This window comes from Ulvibacter sp. 2305UL32-6 (assembly GCF_058148545.1).
The window spans coordinates 15,486-27,398 of sequence record NZ_JBYVKA010000003.1 but is presented as its reverse complement, the minus strand read 5'-3'; the positions used below and the strand labels follow the sequence as shown (position 1 = coordinate 27,398).

14 protein-coding genes are annotated in these 11,913 nt (G+C 37.0%); 13 read left to right on the top strand and 1 reads right to left on the bottom strand.

Annotated features, from left to right (window positions below; all coding sequences use genetic code 11):
• The first annotated feature begins 17 nt into the window (after positions 1-17).
• The 6 genes from gcvH (at position 18) to ACY2RU_RS09965 (ending at position 5,722) form a co-directional block, all read left to right on the top strand.
• On the top strand, positions 18-398 hold the full coding sequence (gene gcvH, locus ACY2RU_RS09990; protein ID WP_490138314.1) for a glycine cleavage system protein GcvH: 381 nt from the start codon (positions 18-20) through the stop codon (positions 396-398).
• Positions 364-762, top strand: a complete 399-nt coding sequence (locus tag ACY2RU_RS09985) for a VanZ family protein (RefSeq protein ID WP_490138313.1) — start codon at positions 364-366, stop codon at positions 760-762. Before gcvH ends, ACY2RU_RS09985 begins: the two co-directional genes overlap by 35 nt.
• Positions 763-787: 25 nt before the next feature.
• Complete coding sequence (locus ACY2RU_RS09980) at positions 788-1,525, top strand: energy transducer TonB (RefSeq protein WP_490138312.1); 738 nt, start codon at positions 788-790, stop codon at positions 1,523-1,525.
• 243 nt (positions 1,526-1,768) lie between these two features.
• Positions 1,769-2,491: an energy transducer TonB gene (locus tag ACY2RU_RS09975; RefSeq protein ID WP_490138311.1), complete on the top strand. Its 723-nt coding sequence runs from the start codon at positions 1,769-1,771 to the stop codon at positions 2,489-2,491.
• Between the two features lie 114 nt (positions 2,492-2,605).
• Positions 2,606-3,403 (top strand): energy transducer TonB, encoded by a 798-nt coding sequence (locus ACY2RU_RS09970; protein ID WP_490138310.1) that lies wholly within the window; start codon positions 2,606-2,608, stop codon positions 3,401-3,403.
• Positions 3,404-3,589: 186 nt separating this feature from the next.
• Positions 3,590-5,722 (top strand): gliding motility protein RemB, encoded by a 2,133-nt coding sequence (locus ACY2RU_RS09965; RefSeq protein ID WP_490138309.1) that lies wholly within the window; start codon positions 3,590-3,592, stop codon positions 5,720-5,722.
• Positions 5,723-5,736: 14 nt separating this feature from the next.
• Here ACY2RU_RS09965 and ACY2RU_RS09960 read toward each other — a convergent pair whose 3' ends face one another.
• Positions 5,737-6,738: an MBL fold metallo-hydrolase gene (locus tag ACY2RU_RS09960; protein WP_490138308.1), complete on the bottom strand. Its 1,002-nt coding sequence runs from the start codon at positions 6,736-6,738 to the stop codon at positions 5,737-5,739.
• Positions 6,739-6,854: 116 nt separating this feature from the next.
• Here ACY2RU_RS09960 and cyoE point away from each other — a divergent pair, with 116 nt between their 5' ends.
• The 7 genes from cyoE (at position 6,855) to ACY2RU_RS09925 (ending at position 11,895) form a co-directional block, all read left to right on the top strand.
• Positions 6,855-7,802 carry a heme o synthase gene (gene cyoE / locus ACY2RU_RS09955; RefSeq protein WP_490138307.1) on the top strand — a complete coding sequence of 316 codons (948 nt, stop codon included), beginning with the start codon at positions 6,855-6,857 and terminating at the stop codon, positions 7,800-7,802.
• Positions 7,802-8,386 (top strand): cytochrome c oxidase subunit 3, encoded by a 585-nt coding sequence (locus tag ACY2RU_RS09950; RefSeq protein ID WP_490138306.1) that lies wholly within the window; start codon positions 7,802-7,804, stop codon positions 8,384-8,386. Before cyoE ends, ACY2RU_RS09950 begins: the two co-directional genes overlap by 1 nt.
• 43 nt (positions 8,387-8,429) lie before the next feature.
• Complete coding sequence (locus ACY2RU_RS09945; protein ID WP_490138305.1) at positions 8,430-9,413, top strand: cytochrome c oxidase subunit 3; 984 nt, start codon at positions 8,430-8,432, stop codon at positions 9,411-9,413.
• A gap of 49 nt (positions 9,414-9,462) precedes the next feature.
• Entirely contained in the window at positions 9,463-9,906 is a 444-nt protein-coding gene (locus ACY2RU_RS09940; protein ID WP_490138304.1) for a cytochrome C oxidase subunit IV family protein, read from the top strand.
• 118 nt (positions 9,907-10,024) lie between these two features.
• Positions 10,025-10,669 carry a hypothetical protein gene (locus ACY2RU_RS09935; RefSeq protein ID WP_490138303.1) on the top strand — a complete coding sequence of 215 codons (645 nt, stop codon included), beginning with the start codon at positions 10,025-10,027 and terminating at the stop codon, positions 10,667-10,669.
• 6 nt (positions 10,670-10,675) lie between these two features.
• A complete protein-coding gene (locus ACY2RU_RS09930) occupies positions 10,676-11,374 on the top strand; it encodes an SCO family protein (protein WP_490138302.1) in 699 nt (232 codons plus the stop codon).
• The gene (locus ACY2RU_RS09925; protein ID WP_490138301.1) at positions 11,371-11,895 is read left to right on the top strand and encodes a DUF420 domain-containing protein; all 525 of its coding nucleotides are present in this window, start codon (positions 11,371-11,373) and stop codon (positions 11,893-11,895) included. Before ACY2RU_RS09930 ends, ACY2RU_RS09925 begins: the two co-directional genes overlap by 4 nt.
• The last annotated feature ends 18 nt before the right edge of the window (positions 11,896-11,913 follow it).

Genomic DNA, 11,913 nt, shown 5'->3' with positions numbered 1-11,913 from the left:
CTTAATACAAATTACTTATGAATGTTCCTTCAAATTTAAAATATACTAAAGATCATGAATGGATCTTAATAGAGGGTGATATAGCCACAGTTGGTATCACTGATTTTGCTCAGGGTGAATTGGGCGATATTGTATATGTTGAAGTAGAAACCTTAGATGAAACTATGGATATCGAGGAGGTTTTTGGCACCGTTGAGGCTGTAAAGACTGTATCTGATTTGTTTTTACCGGTATCGGGAGAAATCATTGAATTCAATGACTCTTTAGAGTCAGAGCCAGAAAAGGTCAATAACGATCCTTACGGTGAAGGTTGGATGATCAAGATCAGAATGTCGAACCCCGATGAAGTAGGACAACTTTTGGATGACGAAGCTTATAAAGAAGTTATCGGAGCCTAAGACGCTTTTTGCAGCAGCCTTAGTCTACACCTTATTTGTTACAGTTGCTTTTTTGGCTCCGTCGACTGACGTACCAAAAATGAATATTCCGTATCTGGACAAGACGATTCATGTTTTAATCCATTGGGTGTTAGGCTTTATTTGGTTATGGTTTGCATTTTCTAGTGATAAATATCATATTTTATCTAAGACTGTAATCGTAGTTTTGGTTATATGCTTCTCTTATGGCATTGCCATTGAGGTAGCCCAACACTATTTTACTACGTCACGACAGTTTGATTTATTAGACGTTTTGGCGAACGGTTTTGGAAGTCTACTGGGGCTCTTGTCCTTTAATATTGTGAGAAGCAGGTTAGTTCACTGAAATAGTAACACCTAAACTCACTGCAATGGAAGTCAAAAAAAATCCGGGAGCAGAAATTAGTCGGTATAGCCTTATATTTTTTCAAGTAGGCATGGTTCTTATGCTGTTTATAACATGGCGAGGTCTTGAATGGAAGAGTATTGACAGAGGAGACCTTGATAGCGGAATGGTTCATGTTTCCGACTTGCTTGATGAAGATATTCCCATAACCGACCTACCTAATACACCACCACCGCCACCACCGCCACCACCCGCAGCTATTACTACCGTTATTTTAGAAATTGAAGATGAGGCAGAAATTGAAGAAACTATAATTGAATCTTCAGAATTAAACCAAAATGCCGAAATCGCTGAAATTGATGAAATCGAAGAAGTTGAGGTAGATGAGGAAGTGATTGCCGATGTTCCTTTTGCCGTAATTGAGGATGTGCCAATTTATCCAGGTTGTGAAAATGAACCTAATAATAGTGCAAAGAAGGAGTGTATGTCTAAAAAGGTTGAGAAATTTGTAGTTGGTAAATTTGATACTGGTTTAGCAGGTGAATTAGGATTAGAGGGAAGACAGCGAATTTCAGTGCAATTTAAAATAAATAAAAATGGTGATGTAGTTGACGTACGCGCTCGGGCTCCACATTCAAAATTGGAGGAAGAAGCTATTAAGGTTGTTGGTTCGTTACCAAAAATGATCCCTGGAAAACAACGAGGGAAACCTGTTGGCGTTCTTTATGCACTTCCCATAATCTTTCAAGTAGAAAACCAGTAGTGAAACTAACATCGGGTTTGTCTGTTACATTTCTTATGTATGGCACAATAATTGAGCTTTAATAAACTGGTATAATAGCCGTTTAGAGCATAGTTTTATTGCTGCATTGATGAATTATCTACAATGTTTTATTGATTTTGTTCTATATTCAAGTAGGAAATCATTTTTTTAAACATAATCCGGTATTATGTTTTAAAGTCCAATAGATTTTCTATAAATTAGCAACTATATAAATACGATATCATGGAAGTAAAAAAGAATCCCAAAGCAGATCTTAAACAATGGAGCTCTGTATTTCTCTTAGCAGGGTTGGCATTTATGCTTTTTGTTGGATGGACAGCCATCGAATGGAAAACATATGATAAGTCTGCCTTAGACGCAGGAATGGTAGATGTTGGTGATGATTTGGAAGAAGAAATTCCAATCACACAGCCTATTACACCACCACCGCCACCACCGCCACCGCCACCAGCACCAGAGGTGATTGAAGTGATTGAAGATGAAGAAGAGATTGAGGAGACCATTATTGAGTCTACCGAAACTAATCAAGAGGAAGAAATCGTAGAAATTGAAGAAATTGAAGAGGTTGTAGAAGAAGAAATTGCTGATGTACCTTTTGCTGTAATTGAAAATGTGCCAATTTATCCTGGTTGCGAAAGCGCAGGAAATAATGCTGCTAAAAAAGCTTGTATGTCTGAAAAGATAACCAAGTTTGTTCGTAATAAATTTAGAGGTGATGAACTTGCTTCAGATTTAGGGTTGGAAGGAAGACAACGTATTTCAGTTCAATTTAAAATTGACAAAAATGGAAACGTAGTTAATGTTTTAGCACGAGCTCCGCATCCTAGTTTAGAAGCTGAGGCTAAAAAAGTAATTGGTGCTTTGCCAAAAATGACTCCAGGTAAGCAACGTGGAAAAGCAGTTGGTGTATTGTACTCACTTCCTATCGTATTTGAGGTTCAGTAAATACAGTAACACTTTATAATTTAAGGTAAAATCCTATCGGCAACGGTAGGATTTTTCTTTTGTGGCATAACACTTGTATTCTCTAAGTATTATTAATCCTTAAAATACAACGTTATGAAACCATCTGTAAAAAGTGATCAAAAAGTATTGACCAAAAGAGCCGATAAAAAGAATATCAACATTCGTTGGAATTCTAGGCTGTATTTTCAAATCGGACTTATTCTTAGCCTGTTAGCCGTTTTCCTTGTAATGGAAATAGAATTTGAAGTAAAGCCGAATCCTATATCTGATGGAGGAACGGGGATGATCTTAGATCCGGCAACCATACAATACAGAGTAGAGGAACCAGTTAAACAGCCAGTAGCCGTTGTAAAGACACCAGTAGTGAAGCCTCCTGTTCGACAAAAAGTACAGGCCACAACCTTTACACCTGTAGATAATTTGGTTAAAACAGATGGCCCTGATATTGCACCAACAGATACACCAATAACAAACACCGATCCCGATCCGAATGCAGGAGTTGTAACCCCAACGCCACCAGTAAATACAGGAACAACAAATGTGTTGAATGTTGAACATGTTCCTGTATTCCCAGGCTGTGAAAGTGTGGTTGGAAATAAGGCAAAAGTGGATTGTATGTCTTCAAAAATTGCAGCTTTTGTAAGTAGAAAATTCAGAACAGAAGACTTTGAAGACCTTAGTGGGGATCCAATTCAACGGATCTTTGTACAATTTACAATTAATAAAAGAGGTGAAGTTGTTGATATCAAAGCTCGTTCAAAACATTCTGCATTGGAGAACGAAGCCAAAAGAGTTATTGATAAGCTCCCAGAAATGAAGCCAGGAAGGCAAGGGGATTCAAATGTAGATGTTATTTATATGGTTCCTATTACTTTGCAATTAAATTACTAGTTAACACATGAGCCCGTTTGGAGAACCTAAACGGGCTTTTTTTGCGTCTTGTCATACGGACGAAAAAACGTATCTTTCAGCCATAAACAAACACTTTAGTACGATTTGATGCTCCCGAAATATGCGTATCTACTACCAAAATTCAGTAGGCATTCTACCATCGACTGAAATACAATTTTTGTACAGATGAAATACATTGCCTCATTGCTGTTTTTTCTACTAACTAGTACCGTATTTTCCCAAAATGCCGTTAATCAATATGAAAAGTATCCGGTATTTCCCGAATGTTCAACCGTACCGATCAATGCGCTAGAATCTTGCTTTAACAATACCTTACGCACATTTATTTATAAGAATTATAAAGTGCCATCTATTGTTGGTACAGAAGATTATACTGGATCATTAAATTTACTTTTCGAGGTAGATAAGGAAGGAGCTTTTAAATTATTATATGTAGATGCAGTATATAATGAATTGAAGGAAGAGGCTAAACGTGTTTTTGACTCGCTTCCAAAAATTCAGCCCGCAACTTACAACGGTAATCCGTCTTATGTCCAATTTACCTTAGAAGTAAATATTCCATTGACCCTGCCAATTGCTTCCGTGCCTTCTGAAAATTCTAATCTATCGGGAATCAATAATAGGCCGAAAGTGGCTACTACTTCCGAAACTCTTCAGAATAAAGATGCCTTAAAGGAAGAATATGACGCGATCGAGAAATTTCCTTATTCGAATGATGAATACAGCAGTGGTATTTACATTCCATTGTCACATACAAATTACAGCAGATTTGATCCTGCTATGAACCGTGTTGGGTTGAATAACCACACCGCACAAAAGCCTTATCTATATAGCGAAGTTAATAAGTACTATGACTTTCAAGCCGAAAACGCTCCCTTGCTTAAGGAAAGAACTACTTGGTTGGGCAGGAAATTATGGAACGAACATATGGTTACTCTCAAGGGAAAGGATTATTGGATCACCTTAGATCCGGGTGTAGATTTACAAGCTGGGAAAGATATAGGCGAAGATATCAGTACCTATAATAATACGCGCTTGGTAACCACCCAGGGTGGAATTGGTAAAAAAGTTAACTTCTTTGCTACTATTTACGAAAGTCAAGGACGGTTTGCAGACTATTTTAATCGATACGCTGAAAGTATTCGTCCCGATGGTGGTAACCCGGCTATAATTCCGGGACGCGGTATAGCAAAGATCTTTCGCGATGATTCATATGATTACCCTATTGCGACCGGTCATGTTTCATATACCGCATCTGAACACTTCAATATTCAATTAGGTCACGGAAAGAATTTTATTGGTGATGGTTACCGATCTTTATTGATGAGTGATAATGCAAGTCCGTATCCCTTTGTGAAATTGAATACTAGTTTTTGGAAACTCAAATACACCAATACGTGGATGTCTTTGCGTGACGTACGCCCTGAGGTAACTGAAAGTGGTTCGTATAGAACAAAGTTTATGGCTAACCATTATTTGAGTTATAATGTGACAAAGCGATTAAATATTGGCCTATTTGAATCTGTTATTTGGGAAAATGACAATGACCGCGGCTTCGACTTCAATTACATTAATCCAGTCATTTTTTATCGAGCCATTGAGTTTTCTACTGGGTCGCGTGGCGGAAACGCGCTAATTGGACTAACGGCAAAATATAAGTTTACAGATCGAATAAATGCCTATAGTCAGCTTATCATTGACGAGTTTTCAACCAAAGATATTTTTGGAGGAAACGGGAGTTATAAAAATAAGATAGGATATCAATTGGGGCTTAAGTACTATGATGCCTTTGGTGTTGATAATTTATATATGCAAGCAGAATACAATCGTGTAAGACCTTATACATATTCGCACAATTCAATTATATTGAATTATGGCCATAATAATCAATCAATGGCGCATACTTTAGGGGCTAATTTTTCTGAATTTATTGGGATCGCACGTTATCACTACGGAAGAATATATGGCAACGCCAAGATCGTTATAGCAAAACGGGGTTTCGAATTTAATACCACAGATGACCAAAAATTTTACGGAGGAGATATTTACGGAACCGAAGATATGCGGATCAGTGACGATGGAAATTCGTTGGCACAAGGAAATACAACCGATTTTTTCCATGGAGAGCTAGAAGCAGGATATTTAATTAACCCTGCAACTAATTTAAAGCTTTACGGAAGTTTGATCATCAGAGATTTTAAACCAGATGTAAACACAGAAACTGTATTTGAAAATAACACGACCTGGGTCAATTTTGGAATCAGGACCGATCTATTTAATTGGTATTACGATTTCTAAGAAAGTAGGTAGCATTAGTTTTTTCTACCATTTTTTGATTTTTCTTCCTGACCATACTTTTCGAGAAGCTCTTTTTTAATTTCTTCCATACTACGTGGGTCGAAATCGGAATATTTTCTTTTAACATCGTCGTAGACTACTTTCAATATCTTTTCGGTAGAGATAAATCCATCTCCATAGCCAAGATCATCGTATTCTTTAGTAAAATCTCGCATAGCCAAGATCTGCGCTTCAGTTTTGCGGTTCAAAAATTGAAATGTCACCTGTTGCCTCAAGTCTCTAAGCATTCTAATCGAAGTCTTAACATCAACTAAGGTTGCTAAGTCGCCGTGACCTGGAATAATTTGAGTGTCTTTTTCAGCAACCATCATAATTTTATTAAGACCATTGATGTATCCGTCTAGGCTTCCTCCGTTTGAAGTGTCTATATACGGGTATTTTCCATTAAATAGTACGTCGCCTGCGTGTAAGACATTGCTGTCCATAAAATATACGATGGCATCGGCATCGGTATGTGCGTTTTCAAGATGCATTACTAAAATGGTGTCTCCGTTAAAATAAATATTCATCTTATCGTCGAACGTAATGACTGGAAACGACTTTTCATCAATCTTTGTTGAACCGCCCGCTTCTTTTGAAGCGTTCTTTTTTCCTTCTAAACTGCTACGAACGCCTGAATGTGCAATAATGGCAGCGCCTTGTTTTGCAAAATTGGCATTTCCACCAGTATGATCTCCATGTGCATGGGTATTGACCAAAAAGTGAATAGGTTCTTTGCTTAGGCGTTTGATGTCTTTCATGATGTCTTCGGAAGCATCAGCAAATTGAGAATCGATCATTAAAATTCCATCGGGTCCAATACTAAAACCGATATTACCACCCTTGCCCTGAAGCATATAGATATTGTCTTTAACTTTTATAATTTTAGTGTTGCTGCTTTTGCCGCCGTCTGTTTGTGCTTCCGCAGAAAACAGACCAAAAATTAGGACAATAGCAAGGATAAATTTAAAATTCATAGTTCATTATTTATAAGGGTTCAAAGTAATAAAATTTGACCAAATAAATAGCTAAGAATATAGAATATAAAATTGCGAAAAAAGGGAGGGAGGTGTATCTTTGCAGGCCGAACAAAATGACAGCACATATTGAAAATCAAGTGTGTTATGTTATTTTTAAAACAAAATACTTGTCTGTCACTCGATCAGAAACTATAAAACCATCGTTGATCCGGAATTTTACCGAGATCACCAAGATCAGATTGTCTGTTAGTGTCGTTTTTTCTTCCGTAGCAGGTTATTTGCTAGCAGTAGATTCTATTGATTTTTATGTGCTCTTACTTCTTAGTGTTGGAGGTTACTGTATGGTTGGCGCGTCGAATGTATACAATCAGATCATTGAACGTGATTTGGATGCTAAGATGGATAGAACCAAAGACAGGCCTGTCCCTGCAGGGCGGATGGGTGTAAAAACAGCATTTATTATCGCTAGTGTTCTTACTGTTTTAGGCTTAGTAGTGCTGTATAGTATCAATGCCCAGACCGCCATGTTTGGCGCGATCTCCATCTTTATGTATGTCAGCATGTATACCCCCTTAAAGACGAGAACGCCACTTTCTGTTTTTGTTGGTGCTTTTCCAGGAGCTATTCCTTTTATGTTAGGATGGGTTGCGGCCACGAACGATTTTGGTATTGAGCCAGGAACACTCTTTATGATTCAGTTTTTTTGGCAGTTTCCACATTTTTGGGCGATAGGGTGGTTTTTATTTGATGATTATAAAAAAGGAGGTTTTTTTATGCTTCCCAATGGAAAAAGGAATAAAGGCACGGCAATTCAGGTTATTCTTTATAGTATTTGGACGGTGATCGCGTCGTTGATACCTGCTTTTCATGTTACAGGAGATTTAAAGTTGAGCCTGGTTGCGGCAATTCTTATTGGCGGCATAGGCGTGTGGTTAATTTATTACGCTATTCGATTATACAAAAAACAAACAGACAAAGCTGCTAAGCAATTAATGCTGGTTAGCGTTAGTTATATTACATTGCTTCAAATCATCTTTGTAGCAGACAAATTTATTAGATAATGAGTAAATACCTAAATGATACTGATGAGCAAAAGCTAAGCCGAGCAAAAAAAATGATGCTGTGGTTTGGTATAATTAGTTTATCAATGAGTTTTGCTGGAATCACTAGTGGTTATGTGGTTAGTAAAGAGCGACCAGATTGGTTGACTGATTTTCAAATTCCACAAGCTTTTTATTATAGTCTGGCGGTAATACTAGTTAGTAGCCTTACCATACATCTTGCAAAAAGAGCAATTAAAAATGAAAAGCAAGGATTGGGAATGCTGTTTTTAGTCTTAACATTTTTACTAGGCTGTGTCTTTTTAGGATTACAGTTTGCGGGTTTTAATCAGATCATAGCTAATGGCTATTTCTTTACTGGTGCCGAAAGCACAATTACCACCTCTTTTATATATTTAGTAGTAATAATGCATGTATTGCACGTTGCTGCTGGGTTAATTTCGCTTTTAGTTGTAATTTATAATCATTATAAACAAAGATATAGGAACGGTAAAACCCTTGGAATTGAACTAGCTGCCACTTTTTGGCATTTCGTTGATATACTGTGGATTTATCTCTTTTTATTTTTCTATTTTGTGAGATGAAAATTATCCCTATTTTTGCACACTAATAAACCAATTACTTTGTATGGAAGCAACTGTTGTTGAAACAGGTACCGAAGGAAAGACCTGGGGTGGTGGAAACCAGCCTTTAAGAGCGAGTTATGGTAAAATGATGATGTGGTTTTTCATCGTTTCTGATGCCTTGACCTTCTCAGGATTTTTAGCCTCTTACGGTTTCTCGAGATTTAAGTTTATAGACGCTTGGCCAATTGCCGACGAAGTATTTACCCACTTTCCATTTCTGCATGGCGTAGATGCGCCCATGTATTATGTGGCTTTCATGACATTTATACTGATCTTCTCTTCTGTGACTATGGTACTTGCCGTAGACGCAGGGCATAAGATGCAACAGAAAAAAGTAATTCTGTATATGTTCTTAACCATTATTGGGGGATTAATTTTCGTAGGTTCACAAGCCTGGGAATGGAATACCTTTATTAAAGGAGACTACGGTGCAGTAGAAACTAAGGGTGGTAAGATCATTCAATTTTTAAATACTGAAGGAGAACGTGTAGCTTTAAGAGATTTTGCTATTCCTATTGAGGGAGTTAGAGAAAACCACGAAGCGAAAAACGGAATTTGGTACGAAGCAGAGCCCGTTACCAGAACTTCTGTCTCTTTAGAGGAAGTGACCGCCGGTTTTATGGCGCAGGACAATCTCTTAATACGTACACAGTATTATGATGAACATGGAAAACCAACAGTACTGTCGCGTTCAGAATCTATTGCTAAATTGACAAATGACGGAGCGATGGTTGTTGAAGGTGCAAACTTGCGTCACAACGAATACGGAACACCATTATTTGCAGATTTCTTTTTCTTTATTACTGGTTTTCACGGTTTTCACGTATTTTCTGGAGTGCTTATTAACATCATTATTTTCTTCAATGTTGTAATAGGGACCTATGAAAGACGCGGAAGTTATGAAATGGTAGAAAAAGTAGGATTGTATTGGCACTTCGTAGATTTAGTTTGGGTATTTGTATTTACCTTCTTCTATCTAGTATAAAACAGTTGATAGATCGAAAGATTTTTAGAATAAACTATAAGTAATAAAAATGGCACACCACGAACATAACTTAACAATCTTCAGAGGACTTGTTACTTTCAAATCGAATATTTCAAAGATCTGGGGTGTATTTGTTTTTCTTTCTGTTGTAACTATCATTGAAGTTGCATTAGGAATTGTAAAACCTGAATTCTTAATGACGCCATTTATGTCGGCTTTTGAAGGAGGCTTTTGGTCAACAATGGGTAATATCCTGTTATCGCCCTTTATCTTTATGAAACCTTTAAACTTGATCTTTATCGTGCTTACGCTCGTTAAAGCATATTATATTACTTGGGACTTTATGCACATGCGAGATGAGACCACAGGGCTTCGTCGTGCAGTTGTATGGACCGCGATCTTCTTGATCTGCTACTTAGTAATGATCTTACTTATTGAAGGTGATTATATTTTTGAAGTCTATAAAAATGGATTTGTAAAATTTGATTTCTAAGAAACACACTTTAAAATAAAAGCTCCGTTATCGGGGCTTTTTTTATGGGTAATTTTAACTAGCAAACATTGTTAAAGACCGTTTTGCTCGCTATTTTTGCAAAAGCAATGCACCACAAATGAAGAAGTTCCTAATTCTTGGCATATTATTTATCCTCCCTATCACGGTTTATATTTTTTTTGCATCGGGAGTGAACAACTTTGGTAAGCTTCCCATACTAACTGAAAATGTTTCTGAATTAACCTCCTTTACCGATCTTGATGGTAATCCGTTACAGCTAAATGGTCATATTACTGTTTTGGGTTTCTTCGGAAATGAGCCCCTATCGAATAAAGCAAATGCATTTAATCTTACGCATAAAATCTATAAAAAAAATTATCAATTTACAGATTTTCAACTGGTTATTTTACTTCCGAAGGGATCCGAAAAAGACGCGGCAGAACTCAAAAGAAAGATCAATGAAATTACAGATGCTACCAAATGGCGCTTTGCTTTTGGTTCTTCCGAAGATATCAACAAGGTATTTAACTCGCTCAAAACAAATCTCGATCTGGACGCAAATTTAGCTACCCCATACGTATTCATTATAGACAAAGAGGCCAGTTTAAGAGGTAGAGATCAGGATGAGGATGTCGGGGTCTTATACGGATTTGACGCACGTAGTGTGGCAGTGATCAACAATAAAATGAGTGATGATATTAAGGTGATCCTTGCTGAATATCGCTTAGAGCTTAAAAAGTATAAATCTGATCGCGAAATATAATGTAGTATGAAAAGAAAAAACGCTTATATCGGGCTTAGTGCTATCATTCTAATTTTCGGGATCATCTTTGTCCCAAGGATCGTCGATAGGTTGAAAAATCATACAGTTGTAGAAAATACCCGCATGAGTAATGTGGGTAATTATGACGAAATCGATGAAGCAGATTTTGGTACGATGGTGGAAATAGGAAAAGTACCCGAATTTACATTCATTAATCAAAATAATGACACTATTTCAAATGCAGATTACCTGGAGAAAGTATACGTGGTCGAATTTTTTTTTACCACTTGTCCTAGTATTTGTCCGATCATGACCACCAATATGTTAAAAGTACAGGAGGCATTTATGGACGAAACCGATTTTGGGATCGCTTCTTTCTCAATAGATCCAACCTATGATACGCCTCAAGTTTTAAAAGAATATGCCGAAGGATATGGAGCAACACATCCGAATTGGAACTTTTTGACGGGTACAAAAGCAGATATTTTTGAATTATCTAACACAGGGTTTAAAATTTATGCCGCCGAAAACAACGAAATCGAAGGTGGATTTGAGCATCAAGGTTATTTCGCATTAATTGATAAAAAAGGTATTATACGTTCAAGAATTGATGGAATTGGAAACCCTATCATTTACTATGATGGTCTTGAGCAGGAAGGAATCGATATGCTAATTATGGATATTAATAAATTATTGAAAGAATGAGTTCTGTAGCCGCAAATAGAAAATACAATATATTGATTTGGATACTCTCAATAGTAATTCCGCTCGTTGTAGCGGTCTTGTTTACGGTTAAGATCCCCAATGTAGAACCTCTTAGTTTTCTACCTCCTATTTACGCCACTACTAATGGAATCACGGCAATCTTATTAATACTTGCTGTGATTATGATCAAAAGGGGTAACCGTAAAACGCATGAGCTTTTTATGAAATCGGCAATTACATTATCAGTCTTGTTTCTGGTAATGTATGTCGCTTATCACATGACTTCCGAATCTACTGTCTATGGAGGAGAGGGTGCCATTCGATATGTGTATTATTTTATACTGATCACTCACATCCTTTTGTCTATAATTGTGATTCCGTTTGTTTTGATTACCTATGTTCGCGCCATTTCTAGTGATTTCATAAGACACAAAAAAATTGCCCGTATTACATTTCCGTTATGGTTATATGTTGCCGTTACCGGAGTAATTGTATACTTAATGATCTCACCTTATTATTAAATGAAAGCAAAATATATC

Bases quoted from the DNA above. Each gene is read 5' to 3' on its own strand.
- gcvH (WP_490138314.1), top strand. From the start codon at position 18: ATGAATGTTCCTTCAAATTTAAAATATACTAAAGATCATGAATGGATC.
- ACY2RU_RS09985 (WP_490138313.1), top strand. From the start codon at position 364: ATGACGAAGCTTATAAAGAAGTTATCGGAGCCTAAGACGCTTTTTGCA.
- ACY2RU_RS09980 (WP_490138312.1), top strand. From the start codon at position 788: ATGGAAGTCAAAAAAAATCCGGGAGCAGAAATTAGTCGGTATAGCCTT.
- ACY2RU_RS09975 (WP_490138311.1), top strand. From the start codon at position 1,769: ATGGAAGTAAAAAAGAATCCCAAAGCAGATCTTAAACAATGGAGCTCT.
- ACY2RU_RS09970 (WP_490138310.1), top strand. From the start codon at position 2,606: ATGAAACCATCTGTAAAAAGTGATCAAAAAGTATTGACCAAAAGAGCC.
- ACY2RU_RS09965 (WP_490138309.1), top strand. From the start codon at position 3,590: ATGAAATACATTGCCTCATTGCTGTTTTTTCTACTAACTAGTACCGTA.
- ACY2RU_RS09960 (WP_490138308.1), bottom strand. From the start codon at position 6,738: ATGAATTTTAAATTTATCCTTGCTATTGTCCTAATTTTTGGTCTGTTT.
- cyoE (WP_490138307.1), top strand. From the start codon at position 6,855: ATGACAGCACATATTGAAAATCAAGTGTGTTATGTTATTTTTAAAACA.
- ACY2RU_RS09950 (WP_490138306.1), top strand. From the start codon at position 7,802: ATGAGTAAATACCTAAATGATACTGATGAGCAAAAGCTAAGCCGAGCA.
- ACY2RU_RS09945 (WP_490138305.1), top strand. From the start codon at position 8,430: ATGGAAGCAACTGTTGTTGAAACAGGTACCGAAGGAAAGACCTGGGGT.
- ACY2RU_RS09940 (WP_490138304.1), top strand. From the start codon at position 9,463: ATGGCACACCACGAACATAACTTAACAATCTTCAGAGGACTTGTTACT.
- ACY2RU_RS09935 (WP_490138303.1), top strand. From the start codon at position 10,025: ATGAAGAAGTTCCTAATTCTTGGCATATTATTTATCCTCCCTATCACG.
- ACY2RU_RS09930 (WP_490138302.1), top strand. From the start codon at position 10,676: ATGAAAAGAAAAAACGCTTATATCGGGCTTAGTGCTATCATTCTAATT.
- ACY2RU_RS09925 (WP_490138301.1), top strand. From the start codon at position 11,371: ATGAGTTCTGTAGCCGCAAATAGAAAATACAATATATTGATTTGGATA.